This is a genomic window from Herpetosiphon giganteus (genome assembly GCF_016907925.1).
GTDB classification, from domain to species: domain Bacteria; phylum Chloroflexota; class Chloroflexia; order Chloroflexales; family Herpetosiphonaceae; genus Herpetosiphon; species Herpetosiphon giganteus.
In genome coordinates this window covers 259528-281894 of record NZ_JAFBCZ010000005.1, presented here as the reverse complement: position 1 = coordinate 281894, position 22367 = coordinate 259528, and the positions used below count along the sequence as shown (strand labels likewise).

26 protein-coding genes are annotated in these 22367 nt (G+C 49.8%); 18 read left to right on the top strand and 8 right to left on the bottom strand.

What is annotated here, in order from left to right; genetic code table 11:
* Positions 1-135 precede the first annotated feature (135 nt).
* Positions 136-474, top strand: a complete 339-nt coding sequence (locus JOD20_RS06930) for a hypothetical protein (RefSeq protein ID WP_110517265.1) — start codon at positions 136-138, stop codon at positions 472-474.
* Positions 475-558: 84 nt separating this feature from the next.
* On the opposite strand, the gene JOD20_RS06925 is transcribed toward JOD20_RS06930, so the two are convergent.
* The 3 genes from JOD20_RS06925 to JOD20_RS06915 all read right to left on the bottom strand — a co-directional run bounded on the left by JOD20_RS06925 (position 559) and on the right by JOD20_RS06915 (position 4410).
* Entirely contained in the window at positions 559-1161 is a 603-nt protein-coding gene (locus JOD20_RS06925) for a 50S ribosomal protein L25 (protein WP_204754559.1), read from the bottom strand.
* 143 nt (positions 1162-1304) lie between these two features.
* Positions 1305-2465 carry an RNA polymerase sigma factor RpoD gene (gene rpoD, locus JOD20_RS06920; RefSeq protein WP_054532485.1) on the bottom strand — a complete coding sequence of 387 codons (1161 nt, stop codon included), beginning with the start codon at positions 2463-2465 and terminating at the stop codon, positions 1305-1307.
* Positions 2466-2784: 319 nt separating this feature from the next.
* Positions 2785-4410: a helicase HerA domain-containing protein gene (locus tag JOD20_RS06915; protein WP_239583752.1), complete on the bottom strand. Its 1626-nt coding sequence runs from the start codon at positions 4408-4410 to the stop codon at positions 2785-2787.
* Positions 4411-4871: 461 nt separating this feature from the next.
* Here JOD20_RS06915 and JOD20_RS06910 point away from each other — a divergent pair, with 461 nt between their 5' ends.
* From JOD20_RS06910 to JOD20_RS06890, 5 genes are read left to right on the top strand one after another with little or no spacing between them, the layout of a single operon-like run.
* Positions 4872-5864 carry an ABC transporter ATP-binding protein gene (locus JOD20_RS06910; RefSeq protein ID WP_204754558.1) on the top strand — a complete coding sequence of 331 codons (993 nt, stop codon included), beginning with the start codon at positions 4872-4874 and terminating at the stop codon, positions 5862-5864.
* Positions 5857-7383 carry an ABC transporter permease gene (locus JOD20_RS06905; RefSeq protein ID WP_204754557.1) on the top strand — a complete coding sequence of 509 codons (1527 nt, stop codon included), beginning with the start codon at positions 5857-5859 and terminating at the stop codon, positions 7381-7383. Before JOD20_RS06910 ends, JOD20_RS06905 begins: the two co-directional genes overlap by 8 nt.
* 42 nt (positions 7384-7425) lie before the next feature.
* Positions 7426-7677, top strand: a complete 252-nt coding sequence (locus tag JOD20_RS06900) for a hypothetical protein (RefSeq protein WP_204754556.1) — start codon at positions 7426-7428, stop codon at positions 7675-7677.
* Positions 7678-7688: 11 nt separating this feature from the next.
* On the top strand, positions 7689-8378 hold the full coding sequence (locus JOD20_RS06895) for a rhomboid family intramembrane serine protease (protein WP_204754555.1): 690 nt from the start codon (positions 7689-7691) through the stop codon (positions 8376-8378).
* A gap of 19 nt (positions 8379-8397) precedes the next feature.
* Entirely contained in the window at positions 8398-8820 is a 423-nt protein-coding gene (locus tag JOD20_RS06890) for a hypothetical protein (protein WP_204754554.1), read from the top strand.
* Between the two features lie 52 nt (positions 8821-8872).
* On the opposite strand, the gene JOD20_RS06885 is transcribed toward JOD20_RS06890, so the two are convergent.
* Positions 8873-9496 carry a TetR/AcrR family transcriptional regulator gene (locus tag JOD20_RS06885; RefSeq protein WP_204754553.1) on the bottom strand — a complete coding sequence of 208 codons (624 nt, stop codon included), beginning with the start codon at positions 9494-9496 and terminating at the stop codon, positions 8873-8875.
* Positions 9497-9623: 127 nt separating this feature from the next.
* Here JOD20_RS06885 and JOD20_RS06880 point away from each other — a divergent pair, with 127 nt between their 5' ends.
* Genes JOD20_RS06880 through JOD20_RS06865 form a run of 4 tightly spaced genes read left to right on the top strand, consistent with a single transcriptional unit; the run spans position 9624 to position 11893 of the window.
* Positions 9624-10499, top strand: coding sequence for an alpha/beta fold hydrolase (locus tag JOD20_RS06880; RefSeq protein ID WP_204754552.1), 876 nt, complete (start codon positions 9624-9626; stop codon positions 10497-10499).
* A 43-nt stretch (positions 10500-10542) separates the two neighbouring features.
* A complete protein-coding gene (locus JOD20_RS06875; protein WP_204754551.1) occupies positions 10543-10827 on the top strand; it encodes a hypothetical protein in 285 nt (94 codons plus the stop codon).
* Between the two features lie 49 nt (positions 10828-10876).
* Positions 10877-11554, top strand: a complete 678-nt coding sequence (locus JOD20_RS06870) for a methyltransferase domain-containing protein (protein ID WP_204754550.1) — start codon at positions 10877-10879, stop codon at positions 11552-11554.
* Positions 11555-11572: 18 nt separating this feature from the next.
* The gene (locus JOD20_RS06865; RefSeq protein ID WP_204754549.1) at positions 11573-11893 is read left to right on the top strand and encodes a hypothetical protein; all 321 of its coding nucleotides are present in this window, start codon (positions 11573-11575) and stop codon (positions 11891-11893) included.
* A gap of 245 nt (positions 11894-12138) precedes the next feature.
* Here JOD20_RS06865 and JOD20_RS06860 read toward each other — a convergent pair whose 3' ends face one another.
* Positions 12139-12945 carry a hypothetical protein gene (locus tag JOD20_RS06860; RefSeq protein WP_204754548.1) on the bottom strand — a complete coding sequence of 269 codons (807 nt, stop codon included), beginning with the start codon at positions 12943-12945 and terminating at the stop codon, positions 12139-12141.
* Between the two features lie 95 nt (positions 12946-13040).
* On the opposite strand from JOD20_RS06860, the gene JOD20_RS06855 reads away from it, so the two are divergent.
* From JOD20_RS06855 to JOD20_RS06840, 4 genes are all read left to right on the top strand, one after another.
* Positions 13041-13220 carry a hypothetical protein gene (locus JOD20_RS06855; protein WP_204754547.1) on the top strand — a complete coding sequence of 60 codons (180 nt, stop codon included), beginning with the start codon at positions 13041-13043 and terminating at the stop codon, positions 13218-13220.
* Between the two features lie 17 nt (positions 13221-13237).
* The gene (gene gatC / locus JOD20_RS06850) at positions 13238-13528 is read left to right on the top strand and encodes an Asp-tRNA(Asn)/Glu-tRNA(Gln) amidotransferase subunit GatC (RefSeq protein WP_204754546.1); all 291 of its coding nucleotides are present in this window, start codon (positions 13238-13240) and stop codon (positions 13526-13528) included.
* 61 nt (positions 13529-13589) lie between these two features.
* Complete coding sequence (locus tag JOD20_RS06845; RefSeq protein ID WP_204754545.1) at positions 13590-14225, top strand: LysE family translocator; 636 nt, start codon at positions 13590-13592, stop codon at positions 14223-14225.
* Positions 14226-14300: 75 nt separating this feature from the next.
* A complete protein-coding gene (locus tag JOD20_RS06840; protein WP_204754544.1) occupies positions 14301-14915 on the top strand; it encodes a hypothetical protein in 615 nt (204 codons plus the stop codon).
* A gap of 64 nt (positions 14916-14979) precedes the next feature.
* On the opposite strand, the gene tdh is transcribed toward JOD20_RS06840, so the two are convergent.
* Genes tdh through JOD20_RS26860 form a run of 3 tightly spaced genes read right to left on the bottom strand, consistent with a single transcriptional unit; the run spans position 14980 to position 18091 of the window.
* Entirely contained in the window at positions 14980-16044 is a 1065-nt protein-coding gene (tdh, locus tag JOD20_RS06835; protein ID WP_204754543.1) for an L-threonine 3-dehydrogenase, read from the bottom strand.
* A 53-nt stretch (positions 16045-16097) separates the two neighbouring features.
* Complete coding sequence (locus JOD20_RS06830; protein WP_204754542.1) at positions 16098-16604, bottom strand: CvpA family protein; 507 nt, start codon at positions 16602-16604, stop codon at positions 16098-16100.
* Between the two features lie 20 nt (positions 16605-16624).
* Positions 16625-18091, bottom strand: a complete 1467-nt coding sequence (locus JOD20_RS26860; RefSeq protein ID WP_204754541.1) for a phosphohexomutase domain-containing protein — start codon at positions 18089-18091, stop codon at positions 16625-16627.
* Positions 18092-18568: 477 nt separating this feature from the next.
* On the opposite strand from JOD20_RS26860, the gene JOD20_RS06820 reads away from it, so the two are divergent.
* The 4 genes from JOD20_RS06820 to JOD20_RS06805 all read left to right on the top strand — a co-directional run bounded on the left by JOD20_RS06820 (position 18569) and on the right by JOD20_RS06805 (position 22359).
* Positions 18569-19246 carry a hypothetical protein gene (locus tag JOD20_RS06820; protein ID WP_204754540.1) on the top strand — a complete coding sequence of 226 codons (678 nt, stop codon included), beginning with the start codon at positions 18569-18571 and terminating at the stop codon, positions 19244-19246.
* Complete coding sequence (locus JOD20_RS06815; RefSeq protein WP_204754539.1) at positions 19239-20087, top strand: ATP-binding cassette domain-containing protein; 849 nt, start codon at positions 19239-19241, stop codon at positions 20085-20087. The genes JOD20_RS06820 and JOD20_RS06815 overlap by 8 nt, the downstream gene beginning before the upstream one ends.
* Positions 20084-20947, top strand: a complete 864-nt coding sequence (locus tag JOD20_RS06810) for a hypothetical protein (protein ID WP_204754538.1) — start codon at positions 20084-20086, stop codon at positions 20945-20947. The genes JOD20_RS06815 and JOD20_RS06810 overlap by 4 nt, the downstream gene beginning before the upstream one ends.
* 134 nt (positions 20948-21081) lie before the next feature.
* A complete protein-coding gene (locus JOD20_RS06805; protein WP_204754537.1) occupies positions 21082-22359 on the top strand; it encodes a general stress protein in 1278 nt (425 codons plus the stop codon).
* Positions 22360-22367: the final 8 nt, after the last annotated feature.

The following is a 22367-nucleotide window of genomic DNA, read 5'->3' as shown; positions in this document are numbered from 1 at the left end:
CTCCAAAATTGGCCAAATCGAAACAAAAAAACTTGACACAAAGCAGAAATCTATATACGATAAGGATATACAGAGTAAGAATATTGAGAATGGCGTGTCGTCAATAGAATAGTATCATTTTCGGAGGCTAAAATCATGGCAGAATTTACACTCTGGTCACCAGAAGAAATGCAAGAACGGGCAAAACCAAAGCGTGCAGTTCAACGTGAAACCCGCGAACGCATTATTGCCGAATATACCGACTATTTCCAAAACGCAAAAGCTGGTTTTGGTGGTCAAGTTGTATTAGGCGATGAAGAAGACAAACGCAAGTTGCGTGCACTTGTGCGCGAAGCTGCAACCCGCAGCAACCTTGTATTACGCTTCCGCCCAATCAAAGACAAAAATCGCATTGAATTTTTGGTGATCGACCCACAAAGCCAACCAGCTCGCAAAACTGGCGCTCGCCGCGGTCGCCCCAAAAAGAAGAGCTAAATAGATTAAAAAGGATGTGGTACATACCACATCCTTTTTTTGATTTAAAAAAACCCCTGTGGAATAATCCACAGGGGCGTTTAATTATTCTTCGGTTGCTGGTTCTTCAGCTGGAGCTTCTTCAGCTTGTGGGTAACCCAAAGCCAAAATCAAGCTTTCAACATCATCGAGGATTTCCACGTTTGCTGGCAAGTTCAAATCTTTAACCAAGATTTGTTGGCCAACTTCAGTCAAGCTGGTTACATCAATATCAATTTGATGTGGCACATCGCCTGGCAACGCGCGAACGCGGACCACTGATTGAGCCAAGTTCAACACAGCGTTGCCACGACTGACCAAATCGTTTTCGCCTTGCAATGCAACGTGAATATCCAAATCAACTGGTTGGTTGACATCAACAACCCGCAAGTCGGCATGGATAATGCGATTGCTGACTGAGTTGCGTTGAACTTCCAACAAGAACGCTGATTGGCGTTTTTGACCAGGGATGCTCAACTCGATCAAGCCGCTATAGCCGGCTTTGTTGATCACTTTGTTGAATTCGCGTTCGTCAACTTGGGCTGAGTAGGGTTCGATCCCACGGCCACAAATCCCAATTGGCAAAATGCCTTGGTCGCGCAAGCCTTGAACCTTTTTGCCAGTAATTTCGCGCGGTTGGAGTTCCAACCGGAGAGTTTCGTTCGCCATTGCTATGCTACTCCATGTAGAGTTAAAATAATCTTAGATCGCTGCAAAACTGCGATAGTGTACCATAAAACAGGGTGTTGTGCAAAAAATCAACCCAACGCCACGTTAAATGCACGTTGGGTCAGCAGTTTTAACCACGTTAGTTAATCAAGATAGCCACGTAATTTCTTGCCAAGGTGTGGGTGACGCAGTTTGCGCAAGGCCACTGCTTCGATTTGGCGAATCCGCTCGCGGGTAATACCAAATTCCAGCCCAACTTCTTCGAGGGTGCGGTAGCGACCATCTTTGAGGCCATAGCGCAATTGAATAATTTTGCGTTCGCGCTCAGGCAATTTTTGCAAAACTTCTTCAATTTGTTCGCGCAACATGGTCATCGCAGCAGCATCAACCGGGGTTGAAACCCGATCATCCTCGATAAAATCGCCCATGCGGCCCTCGCCCTCTTGGCCAACTGGCATTTCGAGCGAAAGCGGATGCATCGAGGCTTCTAAGGTGCGGCGCACTTTCGAAGCGGTTATGCCCATGGCTTCGGCAATTTCCTCAGGCGTTGGCTCGCGTTGCATGGTTTGTTGCAATTTATGCGAGGTGCGCTTCACTTGGCTAATCGCTTCGCCCATATGCACTGGCAAGCGAATCGTGCGGCTTTGGTCGGCAATCGCCCGCGTAATTGCTTGGCGAATCCACCACGTGGCATAAGTTGAGAACTTATGGCCTTTGGTGTAATCGAATTTTTCAACTGCCCGCATCAAGCCAATATTGCCCTCTTGGACCAAATCCATCATGGTCAGGCCATACGAGGTATATTTTTTGGCAATCGAAACCACCAAGCGCAAGTTGGCCTGAATCAGATGTTGGCGGGCAGAGCGGCCAATATCAATATGGCGTTTCAGCGAGATGCGATCGCTATGTTCAAGCAGGCCATCATCTTGCAACAAGGTATCGTTGGCGGCGTGAGCCACTTCCATTTTCTTGGCGAGATCGACTTCTTCAGCCGCAGTTAACAATGGTACTTGCCCAATTTCTTGTAAGTACATGCGCACTGGGTCATCGAGCGCAATATCGGAAAGGTCAGGCAAGGCTCCATCGAGATCGTGGTCGCTATCGAGATCTAAATCAAGATCGAGTTCGGCCACGTTGGGGGCTTCGTCTGCATCAATAACCTCGATGCCGGCTTCTTCGATTTGTTCGTAGAGGCTTTCGAGGGCTTCGATATTCGTCTCTGGCTCTGGCAACACGCTGAGAATATCTTCGCGTTTGATGCGGTTCTGATTTTTTGCCGCAAGCTCCAGTAGCTTGTCAATCATTGAAATGGCTCCTCCGAGGTTGAGTCGCAGGCAAGATGTTGTTATCTAAACTAATGATCGAACGCCGCCCCCCAAGCATCGGCACGAGGCGCGGCGACAGTTTATCTATACAATGCCTGAATGCTAAGGCAAATTGTGGCAATCTCATCGCGGTATTGTGCGTGCTGTGATGCCGTTGCTCGTAAGAACAACAGCATTTAGCCACTCGTTTCACTATAGCATTGTTCCTAGTTGATCGTCAACCCTCTCGAAGTACTTTTTAACTAGCAATCTCCATCTTTTGACTGATCACGTTTAGGAATAATGGATTATTGCACGTTTAAAATAATTCGTCAGCCTCTTGATCAATCAATTCTGGGGTACGTGGCCTGAGACTTGGCCCACGCCGATTGCCCTGCATCATTGCCTCGTAGAAGGTTTTATCGTAGGCACGGGTGCGCATCACCACCGGCATCGGCACAGCATGGCCCAACATCATGGCCTGTTGGCGCGAATCGAGCGAGGCCAACACGGTTTTCAGGCCTTTCGAGCCACCAACGCCCATAAACACTGCGTCAATATCGCGATCATCGTTGAGCAACGCCGTAATCCGCGAACCAAGCTGGCTCATCACTTCGTTGTCAATCGACGATGGCCGTTGATCAACCACCAGCAAGGTCACCGAATATTTGCGCAATTCACGGGCAATTTTGCCAAAAATGGTTTGTTTAGCCAAGCTCGGCGTAAGAAAATTATGCGCTTCTTCGATGGTAATCATTAGTTGCGGTGGCCGATCGCTCGTTTTTTTCGAGGCCAAGAAGGTTTCGGTGCGCCGCACCCATTCATCGTAAATTAGGCGCGTCAGAATGTTTGAAACCAACATATAAGCCAATTCGCTGCGATATTGACCAAATTCGACGACTACATTTTTGCCTGCGAGCAAAGCATCGATAATTTGGCGAATCGATGATTGGCTCGATTTGCGGGTTACAAATTTAAGTTGCTCAAGTTGGGCCAATTTACGCGAAAGCGCCGACATCGACGACATGTTCGCGCCTGTCGATTCAACAAATTCTTTCAGCTGCTCTGTATCTAATTCACGTAGCTTTTGAATCCAATCGTCGCCAAAGCGTTGAGCGCAAATAAACGCCGATTCAGCAGCGGTAGGATTGAGATTAAGCGCATCTTGCAATAATAAAATATCATCAACCCGAACTTCATTCAGGCCAATCGTAATTTCACCATCGTATTTCACGCCGCGTCGCCGCGACGATTCAGGATCGAGGCTGTAAATATAGACTTGGCCAGGAAAGAGCTGGGATAAACCCTTAACTTCTTGAATTTTATCTTCGGTTGTGCCGCTCCAGCCATATTCGGAGTGCATATCGAAAATTAAGTTACTCGCAGCATTATGTTTAATCACACCACATAATAATAATCGTGTTAAGAACGATTTACCAGTACCCGATTTGCCAAAAACGCCATTCGAGCGCTCAACAAAGCGCGCAAGATCGATACATACTGGCACATCCATATCCAGCGGCGTGCCCATTTGAAACTTGCCATCGCCCTCGGCCCCAAAAACCAAGCCAAAATCGTCTTCGCTGGCTTCGTAAATCGGTGCAAAGTGAGCCGGAATCGTTTTAACAGGCCGTGGGGTTTCGAGCGAATCTTCGGGCAACATCAACTGTGGAGTCAATTTAAACGTGCCATAGGTATTGCGCCCAGCCAAGATTTCACGCAACAACGGGTGTTCATCATCAGGCGGATCGGCCAAAATCGAGAGGCTGGTTGCTGCCAACTGCACATCGGTCAACATCGAAAAAAAGCGATTTTGGCGGCCTTGCACCACCATAAATTGACCAACGCGCAAACGCTCAATATCGTAGCGTTCATCTAAACGAGCAGTTAACCCTTCCAGTAACGATCCGCTCGTCACCAGCCCAATCCGTGTTGCTTGTGCCATACTCAAAAACTCCGTACAAACTCGGTAGTTCATTTTAGCACATCTGCGCGACTCCAACAATCCGCGTTTGCTGGTCAGGGGATGCAGAACAAAGAGCATAGAACATAGAGCATAGGATCAGTGGTGATCCAAGAAGGACACGAAGCGTACGAAGCACGAAACCGCGAAGGACGCGAAGGCTAATTTTTTCGCCACAGATTCTACAGATTATGTTTGATTTTGTTCCCAATAGCCCAAAGCCTTTTGCCTTTTGATTTCTGCCTTCTGCCTTCTGCCTTGATTATGTTCTATGTTCTATGCTCTTTGTTCTGCTTCTGACTTGGCTTACATCTTGCTATAAACGTGTGAGCTTTTTTCAAATTTCAAAAAATAGGATGCTTGATCGCTAGGCTACAATAGAGTTAAAGCCGATCAACAAGTTCATAGCAGTATCGCCGCTTGGTGCAAGGAGCAGTTAGCTTATGCAAGCACATGCCGGTCAATCGCTGATTCAACTTCAGCAGGTGACAAAGCGTTTTGGCGATCGCGACGTGGTGCGCGATGTTTCTTGGAATATTCAGCCTGGCGAGATTTTTGGCATCGTTGGGCCATCAGGCTGTGGCAAAACCACGACGGTACGCCTGATGACGGGAGTCTACATTCCCACGAGTGGCTCAGTCAGCGTGCTGGGCAAAGATCCAGCTACATTTAATGCCAGCGATCGCGAGCAACTTGGCTATATGCCACAATTGTTTGTGCTGTACCCCAATTTGAACGTGCTCGAAAATATGCGCTTTGCCGCCTCAATGTATGGTGTTTCATTAACCAAACGCCGCAAACGCATCGACGAGTTGTTGGATTTTGTGGAGCTTGATCAGGCGCGCAAAACCTTGGCTGGCAATATTTCTGGCGGGATGCAACGGCGCTTGCAATTGGCTGCCGCATTAGTCCACGAGCCAGAATTATTATTTGTTGATGAACCAACTGCGGGCATCGACCCTGTGCTGCGTGGCCGCTTCTGGGATCAATTTCAAGAACTCAAGGCGATGGGGAAATCGCTGGTCGTTACCACCCAATATGTCAACGAAGTGGCCTATTGCGATCGGGTTGCGGTGATGCGCGACGGCCAATTGTTACTGGTTGATACACCCGATGGCCTGCGCCGCCGCGCCTTGGGCAGCGATGTGCTGAACATTCGGGTTGATGCCGAAGATTTGCGCAATGCAGTGCGGATTCTGAGCCGCCATCAATTGGTTTTAGGGATCGAACGCCCGCACAATGCCCCGCTTGGCAGCATGATGGTTTACGTTGATGATGCCAGCACCGCTTTGCCCGAATTGATCGCCGCGCTCAATAGCGACCCAACGATCGATACTCGCCAAGTTGGCGAATATAACCCGCCATTCGACGATATTTTTATTACCTTGATGGAACGGCTCGAAACCCCAGTGAGCAAGGAGCACAGCAATGCTTAAAAATCTTGTGCGCATTTTTGCGTTCTGTGCCAAAGAATTAAATGCAATTCGCCGCCAACCCTTACTTTTAGTTGGCTTGATCATCGGGCCGTTTCTGATTCTCTCGTTGTTTGGGGTTGGCTATCAAGGTGAGCAACCAAAGCTGCGAACTGGCATCGTCGTGCCGCCAGGCCACCGCGACGATCCCCAAGTGACTGAATTGCTCAAGCGGATCAGCAACACATTTTTGATTGATCCAGAACGCCATATTTACGAAAGCGAAGCGCCAGCAGTCGCCGCGCTCGAAAACGACGAACTCGATTTGGTCGAAGTGTTTCCTTTGGAGATGACCACGGTCTACTCGACTGGCAAGGCGGTTGATATTCGCTTTATCTATAGCGAAGTTGACCCATTGCTGCGCTCGTGGATTGAATATCTCTCGTATACCCAAATTAATGAACTTAACAAAGGTATGTTGTTCAGCGTGGTTGGCCAAAGCCAGCAGCAAATTGGCACCTTGCGCGATTATGTGAGCGATGCGCGCCAGCAAATTAGCCAATTGCGCGAACAGCTCAGCGGCAACAAGCGCGCCGAAGCCCGCCAAACGATTCGGAGTTTGCGTGAATCTGGGGCATTGCAATTAATTGCCTTATCGATGACCCAAAATGGAGCCAGCGAAACCAGCACTTCAACCCAAAGCCTTAGCTCGTTGCAAGCCTCGCTGGATACCCTTGATCGCGATTTGGCCGCAGGCGGCAGCTTGGAAAAGCAAGAGCAGCAATTAACCGAGCTTGATACGCGACTTAGCGAGCTTGATCAACAAGCGGATCGGGTGCAAGCGATCGATCCAGCGGTGGTCGTTTCGCCGTTGCGTTCAGTTGCCAACAATCTTGCACCAATCGAAAGTTTGGGCGACATCACCAAAGATCCAGCAACTGCCTATGTGCGTTTTTACACCCCAGCAGTGCTTGCGCTCTTGCTACAACATATGATGGTCACCTTGGCGGGCTTATCGCTGGTGCGCGAAATGCAACAAGGCAGTTTAGAAATGTTTCGGGTTTCGCCACTCTCAGCCTTCCAAACCCTCATTGGTAAATATGCCAGCTACACGATTTTATCGGCAGTAATTGTCAGTGTTTTGGTTGCATTGATGGTCTTTGGACTAGGCGTGCCATTCTATACCGGCCAATTGCTCAATTTTGCCTTGCTGACCTTTATGCTGACCATCGCCTCGCTGGGCATTGGCTTTTTCATTTCGTCGGTGGTCAGTACCGATAGCCAAGCAGTGCAATTCTCGATGTTGGTGCTGTTGATGTCGGTATTCTTCAGCGGCTTCTTCATCTCAATTAAATCGTTTTTGCCGTTTGTGCAGAATATTGCCCGTGGCTTGCCCGTGACTCATGGGATTGCCAATTATCAACAGATTATGCTGCTCAACCGTGCGCCAGAAACCAGCACCTACATCTGGCTCGGCGGCATAGCCTTGGTATCATTTTTGCTTAGTTGGTTGATATTCAGTCGTCAATTTCAACGCAAATAGCATAAAACGAGCATCAAGCACCAATACAATGGAGGAAACGCAATGTTTGGACACTTCTTCAAAACCATTTGGATGGCAGGCAAATATTTTCTGTTAGGGTTGGCAACTGCTGCCCTAACAGCACCCCAAACTGGGGCTGAAAGCCGCCAACTGCTGAAAAAACGCATTTTGGGCTTGTTTGATCAAACCCTGCCAACCACACCGAGCACAATTGAACACGACGAGCATGGGGCCGCCGCGCTCGATAAGCAAGAGTATTGGCAAAATGGTGCTGAAAAGCACAGCGTCTTGTAAGGAGGAGCACCATGTTTCCATTAGGCGATGATAACTCCAAACTCCGGCGGCGCGGCTATGTAACCTATGGCCTAATTGCGCTCAACGTGCTGGTGTTCTTCTACGAACTTTCGTTGGGCAGTGAAAGCCAAGCCTTGCAAGATTTTATAATGACTTGGGGTGCAGTGCCTGAACGCATCGCTGCTGGCGATGGCTGGATCACCTTGTTGACTTCGATGTTTTTGCATGGTGGTTGGGCACACTTAATCGGCAATATGCTGTTTTTATTTGTCTTTGGCGATAACGTCGAAGATGCCTTTGGCCATGTCAAGTATCTAGCTTTTTATTTGATAACTGGCTTAATTGCTTCGGCGGCACACATTCTGCTTAACCTTAACTCAGCGAGTGCTGGAATTCCCAGCGTCGGAGCATCAGGCGCAATTTCGGGGATACTTGGAGCCTATATCGTTATGTTCCGCAGCAATTCGGTTAAAGTCTTGCTCGGTCGTTTCGTGCAAACGGTTCCTGCTTGGATGATGATTGGCTTGTGGGCAGTGCAACAATTCATTGCCACTTTCGCCACCATTACAACAACCAGCCAAACTAGCGGCGGCGTTGCTTATGCTGCCCATGCTGGTGGCTTTATCGCTGGGGTTGTGATTGGCTTTGTACTAAGCCGCATTCAACCAGCCCCGCAATTGGCTCAACGCCCGAAAGCCTAATTATTTGGAGGAATTGATAATGAACAACGAACAAAAAAATCACGATGAACCTGGTTTTGGCGAAAAAGCCAAAGATTTTATTCAAAATTTGTTTGATCGCGATGAAACGCCAAATAACGCACCAGTAACCCAAAACGCTGAAGAAGAATCAAACAAACCACGCGACCGTGGCATTGTCGAATATACCAAAGATTTTGTCAGCAACATGTTCGGCAACGATCGCGCTCACGAACGCCGCGAAGACGGCGAAGCCGATACTCCCCACGATCGTGGCTTTGCCGAATATACCAAAGATTTTGCTGGCGGCTTAGTTGGTCGTGATCGCGATGAAAATCCAAATCCAACCGATGCTGCGGCAGAAAAAGCGCGCAATGTGGCAGAAGCAGCTCAAAATGCAGCCCAAAAAGCTCGCGAGCAAGTAGACAAACAAAAAAATCACTAAACTTGATTAACCCAAAACAACGCAATTGTTCAAATGATTGCGTTGTTTTGCGTTAATGGCGTAACAGCAGGTCGATCACATGGGTCGCCATATCCTCGTGAAATGGTTCGCCAGTTACCAACAAACGCAAGAAAAACGGCCCAATCAACATCTCTAGGAAGATTTGGGCATTGGTTGCCGCTGGCAATTCGCCGCGCCCAATCGCCCGCTCCACCAAAACCGCAAATTGCGCCACCCAAATCCCCCAAACCGCTTGGCGCGCCTCAGCAGCTTCGGCCAGATTAGAAACATCAACACACGCGCGACTGAGTGCAGCACCCTCAGGTGATTGCAAATAACGCACCAAACTGGGCAAAAAGCTCAAAACATCATCGCGAAACGCTCCAGTGTCGGGGTTTGGCACATGTTGATCAAACAATGCCAAGACCGTATCGGCCACCAACATGGCTTTGGTTTTCCAGCGCCGATAGATCGAGGTTTCATGCACGCCCGCGCGTTGGGCCACATCGCCGATGCGTAATTGCGCATAGCCCTGTTCGAGCAGCAGCTCGCCAGTTGCTTGCAACACTGCCGCATGGACTTTGGCGCTGCGCCCACCTGGACGTTGGCGATGCAACAATGATTGATACACGGTATCGTGTTCGTGCTCTGCTTCCGATGGCTCTGGTTTCATCATCAACAATCCTTCTATTATTAATGCAAGTTTCTTGCATTAAGCCAAAAATTATTCTATAGTTAGCGCATAATGCAGGAAAGTTGCGTTTACAAGCGCAAGCAATTCATGGCCATACGAGGAGCATCCCATGGATGAATATACAATCAGCGTTCAGGGCACGGTTGGCGCAGAGGCGATTCGGGTTTTACAACGCAGCACTGGCGCTGAGCAATTTATCGCATGGCATGGCATCACCGCTGTAAACCGTTTTTGGCTGTGGGATGCGCTGTGGCCGCATGGCGAAGTGCAACTTGTTGGCTTGCCCGGCCATGGCGCTGTGCCCAATCAACCAAATAAGCAATGGAGCCGCTGGACCCAAGAGCATTTGATTGAAACCGGAATCGCCAGCCTCAAGAAAATTAGCAATGGCCAGCCAGCTACGATTATTGGTCACTCGACAGGCGGCCTGATTGCCTTGGGCATTGCCCACCAAGCCCCCGAATTGGCCAAACGCCTAATCGTCATCTCGCCAGTCGTTTGGTCGGAACTCACTGGAATTGTGAGTTTATGGCAGCGTTTTGTTGGCAAACCAAGCTTGCTCAAGGCGATTATTCATAGCTCGCTGGGCTTGGGCCGCTATAGCCATTGGGCTTTTTCTAAATCGCTGGTTGCCTTTATCAAAGATCGTCAAGGCTTTTATAGTAACCCCAAAGTGATTAAAACGATTCGTGATGGCTATGGCCAAATGCAACAAACGCCGATTGCAGGCATCGCTGGCATCACAACCGTGCTCAAGCATGCCGATTTACGGCCCTTGATTCTGGCCAAACCAACTACTGTTCCGACATTAATTGTGCATGGTCAACACGATCCGATTGTGCCATTTAAGCAGGCCCAATGGCTTAAATTGACGCTTCCTCACGCCGATCTCTTGGCAATTCCCAAAGTTGGGCATTTACCATATGCAGAACAAGAAGCTTATGTCAACCGTGAAGTTGGCGCATGGATCGAAAAAACTGCCTAAACGTGCAATAATAGGCCAGCGTTATTGAGCGTCAGGAGCGTTTATGCGGTGGCTCATGCGGTTATCGGTTTGGGAATGGATTGCGCTCATAACCTTGGGCGGTTGGCTTTGGCAGCGCATCAGCCAGCGCAGCACGTATCAAAGCTCACAACAGCAGCGTTGGTTGATTGATATGTGTGTTGTGATTACCGTGCTGGCGTTAGTTGGCAGCGCAATCTGGCAAATTCGCTGGCTGGGATTGGTGGCGTTTGGTGCGGCGGCGTTGGGCTTGGCGCTTGGCATTCGCAATTGGATGTTGACGATTCGCGGCTGGTTTAGTCGCAAATAATTCAGATTTGGCTATAATACAGCAGGTCTTTTAATTGGAGATGATCGTTGTGAAGCGCTTTTTAGCTGGCCTGCGTCCTTTGATTCAGCAATTGCCTTATAAATTTCCCCGTGCCTATGATTTGCTGGTGCATCATGGGGTTTTTCGTTGGCTGGGAATGGCTGGCACTGAACAAACAGCGCTGGTGGCAAAAGCCTTGCAGCACGACGGTTGGGCAATCGAAGCGCCGATCGGCACTGGCCGATTAACTCTCGATCTGTATGCGCAACGCCCCAATTTACAGGTGGTTGGCATCGATTTGGCCATGCCAATGCTCAAAGCGGCCCAAGCTGAGCTAACAAAAAAAGGCATTATCAATGTGCATTTAATTTGTGCCGATATGACAGCGCTGCCCTTTCATGCCGACCAATTCAGCCAAATTGTGACATTAAATGGCTTGCAGGTTGTGCCACACGCCGAAACATTAATTGACGAATTATTGCGCGTTGCCGAAGATGGCTGCTCAATTGCAGGCACAGCTACAGTTGATATTGGGTTAGAGCCACGCGGCGGTTTGCAGCGATTGCTGGTGCGCAGCGGCATGATCAATAAACTCAATCCTGAGCATTTGCACGAAATTATCAGCCTAACCTGGAGCAAACTGAGCGCCAATCGGCGCGGTGCGGTCTACAACTTCTTGCGCCCACGCCTTGATCGCGCCACTGGCGAGCCAATTAACGACGAATAGAGAGAGGATAATCCTAGAATGATCTTTTTTGGCAAACGCAGTAATGTTGTTGATACATTAAAAACGTTTTGGCATGGCTGCCCAGGCTGTCAATTAAACGTCCCCTTTAATGTTCATTTCATTTACAGCTATATTCATTTATATTTTATTTTTGGCCTGATTACCAGCCATCAGTATGTTGAAACCTGCCCCAACTGCTTGCGTCGCCAAGTTGTGCCCAAAGAAGTGCTGCCGCTTGAAATTCGCCAAGGCCGCTATGCGAATATTACGCATCAATTTGGTTTAGCCGCCTTAGCTGGCTTGATTATTGTGATGGTGCTGATCAACGCCGTTAAGTAAGTCCCCTCACCCCCCAACCCCCTCTCCTTTCAAGGGTAGGTTTTAAAAAAGCGTGGTGGTCAAACATGCCCTCACTCCCCAACCCCCTCTCCCACTGGACGCGGGCGAGGAGGAGCACCCGTTTTCACCACCAATCATGCCACACAACCAAAAGCCCCTCGCCCGCGCCACGGGAGAGGGGTTGGGGTGAGGGCATCTTAACTGCCCACCTTTGAAAGAAGCAGGTTGAGAGCTGAGGGATTCAGTTATGGCAAAATTGGCACTGCCAACACGCGGAATGCTTTATCACCAGCTTTGACCAAGGTTGGCTGGCCAGCAAATTCGAGAATCGCGGCGGCTTCGCTATCGGTCACGACATTGCCTTCGCGCAACTCGGCCTTGAACGTCCACTCTGCGGCAGTTGCCAGCTCTTCGGCAGCTGCTGGCTCCAAGTAAATCGTCACACCTTGGGCTTGATAAGGCTTAGTTTCGGCCTTCATCAAAGTTTCAACGGCTGCCAAAGCTTTGCGGAATTGCACGAAACGACGTTGGCCGTCAGCATTCAAGCCCGAGCGTTGTTCTGAAAAAGCAGCATAGGCTTGGGCACTGCACGAACCATCAGTCAAATTCACAGTCAAGGTGGTTACATTAACATCTGAGATCATTGGTTCTGGATCGCCCAGTGACGTATCGAGACAGAAATCTTTTTCAGCGCCAAGTACATCGCTCAGCAATTGCTTAATTTGGTTCTCGCTGAGGGTGGTTTGTTGCCAGAACATTTTGCCATCTGCATCATAATATTGGTAAATCAACTCGCCATTGCCATACAAGCGAAACTGGGGTACTGCCAACAATTTATTATAAAGTGGGGTCACAAACCCACCTTCATTGCGCAATTCCAAAATTGTTACTGCGGCGCTGGTATCATAAGCATAGGCACTAGTAACCGCAGGCGTTGCGGTGGCGATAGTCTGATTCCCGCCAGCAGTGGTGGGAACGGTGGTTGGGGTGGTTTGGCCACCACAAGCAGTCAAAATCAAAAGGGCAGCAATTGCCGTAATTCGTCGAAGCACTGGAAGATTCCTTTCAACTGATTTGTTTATGCTAGACTAACGCTAGGTGATTCATAAAAGTTCCCAGAACGAAATCTGGTACAATCGAGGCAGCAATGGCAAAACCAAAATCGCAGCCAAATCGGCTTGGCTATGCAATAGGCAGTGGAATTTTCAGTGGCATGATGGCCAGTATGGTTGGTTGGGTACTCAAAATCGATCAACCAGTGCTCATCGTTGTGCTGTTGCTTTCGGTCATAGGCGGGGCGATTATGGGCTACCGTTCGCGCTCGTAGTTAATTGTGAGGATGTTATGTCGTTAACCCCTGAACAAGTGCGCCAAGTCGCACACCTTGCTCGTTTAAAATTGGCCGATGATGAGATGGAGCGCATGCGTTTGCAGCTTTCCTCGATTCTCGACCATATTGAGCTATTGCAAGCAGTTGATGTGACTGATGTGCCGATTACCGCTCAAGTGACCGATTTAACCAATGTCACGCGGGTCGATGCGGTAACATCGAGTTTGCCAGTTGATGCCGCGCTGGCCAACGCCCCCGACCGCCAAGGCGATTATTTCCGCGTCAAAGCCGTTTTCGAGGAATAAAGACTAAGCTCAGCCCCGCTCAATCAATAAGTGCGGGGCTTTATTGGATGGGGAGCACGCCATGTTTGATGCTCAGTTGATTGGCTATACCCTCGCCGTTGCGTTACTCACCATCACCCCAGGCGCGGATACGATGTTGGTGATGCGCAATGTTTTGGCCCGTGGCCGCAAAGCTGGCCTACTGGCAACCCTCGGCGTTAGCTCAGGTTTATTCTTTCATGCAATCCTCTCAGGGCTTGGCCTATCGCTGATTCTTACTCGTTCGGCAATGGCATTTAGTGTCGTAAAATGGGCTGGTGCGCTGTATTTATGTTATCTTGGCTTGCAATCGTTGCGCAGCGCCTTCAACCAAACCCAATCAACCGACGAACTAGCAACCACGAGCGAACCAAGCGCCAACCCATGGCAGGCCTACCGCGAAGGGTTGATAACCAATGTGCTGAACCCCAAAGTTGCCCTGTTCTATCTGGCGTTCTTGCCCCAATTTATTCGTCCAAGCGATACGGTGATGTTGCGTTCGTTATTATTGACCTCGATTCACTTTGTGCTGGGGATTGTTTGGTTGGGCTTAATTACCCTGAGTTTGGATAAAATGCGCAGTTGGATGCTCAAGCCACGGGTGCGGGCTTGGATCGAAGGCAGCACGGGGTTCATTCTGTTTGGCTTTGGCATTCGCTTGGCACTATCAAAACGTTAACGCAACAATTCAGAGCCTGCTACCGTATCATCAACAGCAAACCAAACGGGGGTTTACCCGTTCTAGGAGGTTCTGATGAAAAATCAACGCAATACCATGATGACTGTTGGAACAGTGGTCGTTGTTGTGGTTGCAATCATAGCGCTAATTATGATCGCCAATATCGTTACCAATATTGTTGGGGCGCTTGTGCCACTCGTTACTGGGAGCTTGCTGCTCTTCGGCAATCGCACTGAACTGATGAATCTATTGCGAACACGGAACATGGAGCTTGGGTCACTCAACGCCATGGTTGGGGTTTCGCTGATTCTGTTTGGTGCTGGCACGACGTTATTTGGCGAAAGCTTCTTGCGAATTCTGTTCTATGTGCCAGCCATTGTTGTGCTAGCACTTGCAGCACCCTTGGCCTTTGGCAAAACCAACACTAGCGCAACCTACCGCGCTTGGTGGAATACGGCGCGCAGCAAAGTACGCCGCAAACCAAGCACGCCAAGCGTGATCAATACCGGCTTTGAGCCAGCGGTCAACAACACGCCGCCAAGCAGCCAATCACCATTCGATCCAATGACGGGCCAACGGGTGAATGCGAATCCTGCGCCAAGCCCACAAGCTAATTTTGACCCAATGACTGGCCAACGCACGGTCAAACTTGATCCCAACGAGATCAACAATGCTGGCGTTCGCCAATAACCTCAATTCGCTAAAAAAACCAAGCGCCCCTGATGAACATTCATCAGGGGCGCTTTTTTATCGCTTACCAAGCGCCATCGAGGCCATGCGGATACAAGGCCACTTTGGCAGCCTCGCCGCGTAGCATCAATTCAAACGCGGTTTCGAATTCTTCCAAGGGCAAGTGATGGGTAATAATCGGGCGTAAATCAACCTTATTGCCAGCAACCAAGGCTTGAGTTTGATACCAAGTTTCAAACATTTTACGGCCTGAAACCCCGTAAACCGTCGCACCTTTAAACACCACATGGTTGGCAAGGTCGAAATCGGGCAAGCCGTTTGGTGGCAAGCCCAGCAGCGAGGCAAAGCCACCATAGCGCAACGAGCGAAAGCCCTGATCAATCGCACTCGGATGGCCCGACATTTCCAGCAGCACATCAACGCCCTCGCCATCGGTTGCGGCAAGCACATGATGCACCACATCGTCACGCGAATCTAAGGCGTGGGTTGCGCCCATCGTGCGAGCCATTTCCAAACGCTTGGGATTAATATCGGTGGCGAAAATTTGCTTAGCGCCTGCTGCGTGAGCAATCCCGACTGCAAACAAGCCAATTGGGCCACAGCCAGTTACCAGCACATTGCGGGTCGTAAGATTGGTGGCCAAGGCGGTATGCACAGCATTGCCAAATGGCTCTTGGGCCGCAGCCAATGCTGGCGGCATGCTGGGATCGTTGCGCCAAACATTGACCGCTGGAACGGCAATATATTCAGCAAAACAGCCTGGCCGATCAACCCCAATAATCTCGACGTTGCGGCAAATATGGGCTGCGCCAGTACGGCATTGGTAGCAATAGCCACACACGATATGGGTTTCGGCGGAGACAAAATCGCCAACCTTGACCATCGTGACATCGCTGCCAACTTCGACCACATCGCCAGCCAGCTCGTGGCCAAAAATCATTGGCGCTTTAAAGCGGCTTTGGGCCCACGGGTCCCATTTATAAATATGTAAATCGGTGCCGCAAATTGTCGCAGCCCGCACGCGAATGAGCACCTCATCGCGTTTTGGTTGGGGAATTGGTGCTGTAATGAGCTTGGCTCCAGGAGCCGCCGCCGGTTTTTGCACCGCCCGCATCGTATCAGTTGCCATAGTTTGGTCTCCTCGTTGAAACCCATGGACGATTGTTTATTTGTAGCATTGTTTTACCCAAATAGCATTTGATTCATTGGCAAGAAGGTTTCGGGCAGGAGTTTGACAATTATCAAGACTACTGGCCCCCAATATTCAGCCAAGGTTGATTGTTGGATTGCATCGATGATTCCGATTTGGGGTAAGCCAACACAACCCGCTAAACCAGCCCCTATCAGCACGATTGCTTGGACTAAACCCAAAATCGCGCCAATCACATGATCTGTTCGGCCCAGAAATAACAAGCCAACTTTCAGGCGTAGCCACGAGGCAATCGCACTGACAAGGCCGGTTACTGCCAACAAACTCAGCAAAAATGCTAAGACACTAATAAAGCCAGGAGCCGTCGCAGGAATCAAACTGATCAGCAGATCGGTAACGCTAGGATAGATTCGCCCTGCAATTGCAATTGCCGTAATCAGCCCTGCTAAGGCCAATAACTGGCGAATTGTGCCCCAGTAGTAACCCAACACGGTGTACCACAGCATTATGCCGATCAAGACCCAATCAAGAATCGTCAAGCGTACCTCCTTGGGCTATTTTAGCGAACTGCGACCAAATTGGTCAATTGTTGATTGGCAAATTGTACCCCAGCTTGCAGCAAGGCTTGAACTTGTTCAGCATTGGCAGCTTCGGCGTAAATCCGCAGCACTGGCTCGGTGCCCGAAGGGCGAATTAACAACCAACTTTGGTCGGCCAGCAAATATTTTACGCCGTCGCGATCGTTAATTGATTGCAGGGCAACTCCGGCGATTTCTTTGGGTGCTTCTGCTTTGAGCGCATGCACCAAATCAGATTTTTTAAATGGTTGCACCCGCTGATCAATCCGATCGTAGGCAAATGGGCCGTATTGAGCTTGCAGCTCAGCAATTAATCCGTGCAATGGCTTCCCTGCGCGGGCAACAATTTCCAGCAACAGCAAGCCCATCAAAATGCCATCGCCTTCGGGCACATGGCCCAAAATCGAAATTCCGCCTGATTCTTCGCCACCAATTAATACTGGCTCGGCCAACATCAGATCGCAAATATGGTTGAAGCCAACTGGCGTTTCTTCGACGCGTAAATCGTAGGCCGCCGCCAAGCGATTAACCAACTGCGTCGTCGAAATTGTTTTGACGACAAGCCCACGTTGGCCTTTGGTTTCGATCAAGTGGCGCAGCACAAGGGCAAAAATTTGATGCGGGCTAACAAATTCGCCATGCGCATCCATCGCGCCAATCCGATCAGCATCGCCATCGGTGGCCAAGCCCAAATCGTAGCCATCGCGGCGAATCATTTCGGCTAAAGGTTGCAAATTGCGGCCAATTGGCTCTGGATGCAAATGGCCAAAACCTGGGTTCATTTCGCCATGAATTTCGGCAACCATCACGCCCAATTCACGCAACCAACGAGCAATATAGCCACGGCCAGCGCCATACATTGGGTCGACGGCCACGCGCAACGAGCTACGCGCAATCGCTGAAAAATCGATTAAGCTGCGTAAATGAGCCAAATAAGCTGGCAACGGATCGAAGCGCACAACCTCGCCTGCTTGGGCGGTCATGTTTTCGCGCCAAACTGGCTCTGCATATAAGGCTGCTCGGCCAGAGCTTTGCAAATCGCTAATTCGCGCCTCGATTTGTTTCATGGTTGCGGGCAAGGCTGAGCCACCAAAAGCAGCTTTAACCTTAATGCCATTATAGCGGGGTGGATTATGGCTGGCGGTAATCATCACGCCGCCTTGGGCCGCCAACTGCTTAACTGCAAACGACAAAGCCGGAGTGGGACAATCGGCTTTGCTCAAGTAGACCGCCAAACCATTGGCAGCTAAGACATTGGAAACAGTAATTGCATAACGATCGGAGAGAAAGCGCGTATCAAAGCCCACGACTGCTCGCGTTACTTCGCCTGCAGGGGTTTCGGCTAAAAGTTGTTCAGCAATTGCTTGGGCAACCAAACGCACATTTTCAAAGGTAAATTCTTCACTGATGACTGCACGCCAGCCATCAGTACCAAAGTGAATTGCCACGAGTTTCGGCTCCTTGCTTGGATTTCAATGCCTGTTATCCAGACAATTGCGTCATTGTACCGCGAAATTGGCGCTTGTTGCGATGCCAATTTGGGCGTGGCAAACTAAGCAAGTTCAGTATAATGCTGCCCAAAAATACAACTATATCGCAAGCAAGTTGACAACTGCAAACGATTTTGGTACATTCGTTGGCAAGAAAAGAGAGCAACCTCAGCATTCATCCCTCCTTCCAACCATTGCTCAATTCAAATACATATTCTTAATCAGGAGACGGTAATGTATTTCTTTGAGCTGCTCACAAAATTCCACATAATTAAATAGTATTTGCCTGAACTTCTCGATGGATAAAACAGTTTAATTACTCTATCCACTTTGATAGCGATAAGCACGCATTGAGGTTTGAGAACAGATACTATTTAATCGCATCGATACATTTAGGAGCGGCTTAGTTCTGATAGAAGGCATGGAGATAGCTGAATGAACTATTTTCGCAAAAAAGCGTGGTTTTTGTTACTGATCGGTATTCCACTCTTGCTGCTCTGGACGTGGGAAGGCATTATTGCGGTAACCAGTCCAAGTTCGCCAATTATTGGCGCTTATCGAATTAGCAATTGGCTGATTCCATGTTTGGTGAGCCTTGTGTTTGGCTATGGAATTGCGCAAACCGAGCCAGATCCACGGTTGGCGGTTTTAGGCCTACGCGATCCTCGCAGTTTATGGCTTGAACGCTGGGGCAGCTATGGGCTATTCATATTACTTGGAATTACCGTGATTGTCTTGCTGATAAGCTTCAGCTTTAACGTAGCATTTGCCAAACTCGCCAGCACGACCCTCGTCACCAGTTGCTATGGCATGGCTTGGGCTTGGGCCTTACATATTTGGACAGGCGCGCGCGCCAATGTGATTGCGTGGATGACGCTGAGCATTATGCTGCTGAGTATTATGCTGCCAATTATTATCAATGCGAATCTGGCATGGTCGCTGACCCCAACTCCGCTAGGCTGGCAGCGCGAAAACCCTTTGACCAGCCAACTGTTGCTGCATCATGGCATGATCTTAGCGATTAGTGGCGGTTTAATCGCGGCGGCGCGTTGGCTGCCCAATGATATTCGCAGCTTGGCATGGATTCATGCAGATCGAGGTTTCGATGCTTAATATCGCAAAGCTGAGCCATCGTTATCAGCAAAAAATAGCCTTAGAGCAGATTACGTTTCAGGCAGAGCAAGGAATTATTGGCTTGCTTGGGAGGAATGGGGCGGGTAAATCGACGTTGTTGCGTATTTTAGCCACGCTGCAACAGCCAAGCGAAGGCGAAATTTTTTATCACGATCACGCAAGCATTGAAAACCCCAAAGCATTACGTCAAGCTACAGCCTATTTACCGCAAGATATGGTTTACCCTGCTAAACTAAGTGCCCGCGATTATATTCATTATCTGTTGCGTTTGCGCGGTAATTCGCCGAAAGCTGGCGATGAATGGCTCGAAAAACTAGGCCTTGGTTCAGTCGCGCATAAAACGCTTGGCAGCTATAGCGGCGGCATGCGTCAACGCATGGGTTTAGCCTATATTTTGGCCTGCGAAACCCCAATCATTCTGCTTGATGAACCAACCCAAGGGCTTGATCCATGGGAGCGCGTGCGCTTTCACGAATATTTGGCCGCCGCAACCCATGATCGACTTGTGCTTTTCTCAACTCATATTGTTAGCGATATTGAAGCGATTGCCCATCGAATTCTGATTATTGATCAGGGCAAGTTGGTCTTTGATGGTCATCCACAGGTGCTAACCACGACCTCAGCCGAACCAACTTGGCAAGTCGAGGCCAAGCTACCGATTTATGGTCAAGGCTACACGATTACCAATGTACGGCGTGAAATTGCTGGTAGCGTGCGCATGCGCGGGGTTGGGTTGCCCATTCCGCAGGGCGCAACCAGAGTTGCAACCACATTAGAAGATCAATATTTACGGCTGACTGATCAGGAGCGAATCGCATGATCCGCTACCATTTAAAACGCAATCTTAATTGGTTATTTTTGGTCGTGATCGTCATTATTGGTTTTTTGAGCTGGGTGTATCGGCGAGGTGGCAGTTGGCTTGGTCAAAGCATGAGCTATTATGCTGTGCTGCAATATTGGTCGCTGATTACAACCGTGCTGCTTTTTGGCATCGCGACAACCATGCCCAGCTGGCATACTGATAATCGCGCCTATGATCCAATTAATGTTGCTCGCCCGCAACTCAAGTATCTGATTTTTGATGGCTTAGCGCGTTTGGCAACCGTGTTGCTGCCGGTTGTGCTGGTTGGTGTGCTTGGGTCGCTGTTTTTACAAACGCGGGTTGGAGATATATTGTTTTCAGAATCGCCGACCAAGGCGTTTCCGCCGGCCTTAGATAAACTGACAGTTTGGTTGGTTTTTTGGTTTGGGCCATTGCCTGGAATTGCACTTTGGGTGGCAATTAGCGATTTAATTGCTACATGGTTGCAAAGTAGCATCTGGCGCTTGATTACGCTGGGAACGGTGGCGCTGGCTGATGCAGCCAACCGGATTGGTTTGGCTTTGATCTCACCATCGGGCACAACCTTGGGAATTGCTCAAACCCATTGCTGCGGCGACATCAGCCAAACCGTCCAGAGTAACTACGACTATATTGGTGAGCTAATGGTTCGTCCAGCGCTGTGGGGAGCCTATGCCTATCGCATGGATGGCACGCCCTATGCCGGCCCGCTGACTACTGCCATCGCCCCCAGCCTCTTACAAACCCGCGCAGCTCTAGGCATTGTGGCTATCCTATTAATGATAGCAGCTGCATGGTTACGCCAGCGCCAGCTCAATCGCCTGTTTAATGACGAATAAATGACCTCATAAGCAAGTTTGCAATAATCGAGAGCGTGCTACGAATGAACGTGGCACGCTTTTTGCTTTATAGAGAATCAGGAAATCGGAGTACTGATTGTAAATATCAGTTAGGTAACAAAGGAGTTTATCGTATGACAACCACAATTGTAGGTGTATTCAATTCAGACGCACAAGCTCAAGCCGCTGTTCGCGATTTACATGCCCTGGGTATCACAAACGATGCGATCTCAGTTGTTGCCCGCGATAACAGCCGCACTGTTGATGCCGATGGCAACCTGACTCCTGCGAGTGATGATCATATGACTGCCGGCGAAGGCTTAACTGTTGGCGCAGTCTGGGGTGGATTGGTTGGTTTGGCCGCATTGGCAATTCCAGGGATTGGCCCATTAATTGGTGCTGGTGCCTTGGTTGCCGCACTCACGGGTGCTGTTGCTGGTGCCGCGACCGGTGGGATTGCCGGGGCATTGATCAATGCAGCGAGCGTACCAGAAGACCAAGCGTATGTTTATGAAGAACGAGTCAAAGCTGGTAGCACCCTGGTAACCGTTCATGCCGATGATAGCCAAGCAGCTCAAGTCCGCAGCACATTGCGTCGGGCTGGCGCAGAGCGCTTCCAATGGGATACCGATGATGATGTTGCCTACGACCAAAGCAACGAACAAGCCTACGCTGATAGCAGCAAAATCGGTACTGTTGGCGGTGGCGCTGCTGGTGCCATAACTGGCGCAAGCATTGGCGCAGCTGGTGGCCCAGTTGGCGCGGTTATTGGTGGCGTAACTGGGGCAGTTGTTGGCGGCGCAGTTGGCGCAGCTGGCGATACCGCAGGCGAAAAACTAGACGACACCACGCTTGACAGCGATTACACCAATCGCACTGCTGGCGCTTATGACACCACGAATGCTTATTCAAGCAATGCAACTTACGACCGCATGAACGAAGTCGATGCAACTCGCGAATCAATTGCCAATCGCGATTACACCACGACCAACGATACCCCACTTACCAATCGAATTGAAAACAGTGTCCGCGATGTCACCACCGATGATCAAGGTGACGATACCTTCCGCAATGCCGATAAAGCCTATGATGACAGCAGCAAAATCGGGACTGCTGGCGGCGGTGCTGCTGGAGCGGTAACTGGCGCAGCAATTGGCGCAGCTGGTGGCCCAGTTGGCGCAGTCGTTGGTGGCGTTGTCGGTGGTGTTGCTGGCGCAGCCGTTGGCGCTGTAGGCGATACCGTTGGCGAACAAGCTGATAAAGAAACAGGTGCATTCAGCCCTGATAATCAAGCACAATATCGAGGCACCGCCAGCGCTGTCGGTGACAAGTTACGCGATGCTGGCAACAGCGTCGAACGCAAACTTGATGCTGATATCGACCGCGATGGCGATGTAGGTCGCCGGGGCTAAAGCCCAAT

Excerpts from the sequence above, each read along its gene's own strand:
- JOD20_RS06930 (WP_110517265.1), top strand. The coding sequence starts at position 136 with ATGGCAGAATTTACACTCTGGTCACCAGAAGAAATGCAAGAACGGGCA.
- JOD20_RS06925 (WP_204754559.1), bottom strand. The coding sequence starts at position 1,161 with ATGGCGAACGAAACTCTCCGGTTGGAACTCCAACCGCGCGAAATTACT.
- rpoD (WP_054532485.1), bottom strand. The coding sequence starts at position 2,465 with ATGATTGACAAGCTACTGGAGCTTGCGGCAAAAAATCAGAACCGCATC.
- JOD20_RS06915 (WP_239583752.1), bottom strand. The coding sequence starts at position 4,410 with ATGGCACAAGCAACACGGATTGGGCTGGTGACGAGCGGATCGTTACTG.
- JOD20_RS06910 (WP_204754558.1), top strand. The coding sequence starts at position 4,872 with ATGCAAGCACATGCCGGTCAATCGCTGATTCAACTTCAGCAGGTGACA.
- JOD20_RS06905 (WP_204754557.1), top strand. The coding sequence starts at position 5,857 with ATGCTTAAAAATCTTGTGCGCATTTTTGCGTTCTGTGCCAAAGAATTA.
- JOD20_RS06900 (WP_204754556.1), top strand. The coding sequence starts at position 7,426 with ATGTTTGGACACTTCTTCAAAACCATTTGGATGGCAGGCAAATATTTT.
- JOD20_RS06895 (WP_204754555.1), top strand. The coding sequence starts at position 7,689 with ATGTTTCCATTAGGCGATGATAACTCCAAACTCCGGCGGCGCGGCTAT.
- JOD20_RS06890 (WP_204754554.1), top strand. The coding sequence starts at position 8,398 with ATGAACAACGAACAAAAAAATCACGATGAACCTGGTTTTGGCGAAAAA.
- JOD20_RS06885 (WP_204754553.1), bottom strand. The coding sequence starts at position 9,496 with ATGATGAAACCAGAGCCATCGGAAGCAGAGCACGAACACGATACCGTG.
- JOD20_RS06880 (WP_204754552.1), top strand. The coding sequence starts at position 9,624 with ATGGATGAATATACAATCAGCGTTCAGGGCACGGTTGGCGCAGAGGCG.
- JOD20_RS06875 (WP_204754551.1), top strand. The coding sequence starts at position 10,543 with ATGCGGTGGCTCATGCGGTTATCGGTTTGGGAATGGATTGCGCTCATA.
- JOD20_RS06865 (WP_204754549.1), top strand. The coding sequence starts at position 11,573 with ATGATCTTTTTTGGCAAACGCAGTAATGTTGTTGATACATTAAAAACG.
- JOD20_RS06855 (WP_204754547.1), top strand. The coding sequence starts at position 13,041 with ATGGCAAAACCAAAATCGCAGCCAAATCGGCTTGGCTATGCAATAGGC.
- gatC (WP_204754546.1), top strand. The coding sequence starts at position 13,238 with ATGTCGTTAACCCCTGAACAAGTGCGCCAAGTCGCACACCTTGCTCGT.
- JOD20_RS06845 (WP_204754545.1), top strand. The coding sequence starts at position 13,590 with ATGTTTGATGCTCAGTTGATTGGCTATACCCTCGCCGTTGCGTTACTC.
- JOD20_RS06840 (WP_204754544.1), top strand. The coding sequence starts at position 14,301 with ATGAAAAATCAACGCAATACCATGATGACTGTTGGAACAGTGGTCGTT.
- tdh (WP_204754543.1), bottom strand. The coding sequence starts at position 16,044 with ATGGCAACTGATACGATGCGGGCGGTGCAAAAACCGGCGGCGGCTCCT.
- JOD20_RS06820 (WP_204754540.1), top strand. The coding sequence starts at position 18,569 with ATGAACTATTTTCGCAAAAAAGCGTGGTTTTTGTTACTGATCGGTATT.
- JOD20_RS06815 (WP_204754539.1), top strand. The coding sequence starts at position 19,239 with ATGCTTAATATCGCAAAGCTGAGCCATCGTTATCAGCAAAAAATAGCC.
- JOD20_RS06810 (WP_204754538.1), top strand. The coding sequence starts at position 20,084 with ATGATCCGCTACCATTTAAAACGCAATCTTAATTGGTTATTTTTGGTC.
- JOD20_RS06805 (WP_204754537.1), top strand. The coding sequence starts at position 21,082 with ATGACAACCACAATTGTAGGTGTATTCAATTCAGACGCACAAGCTCAA.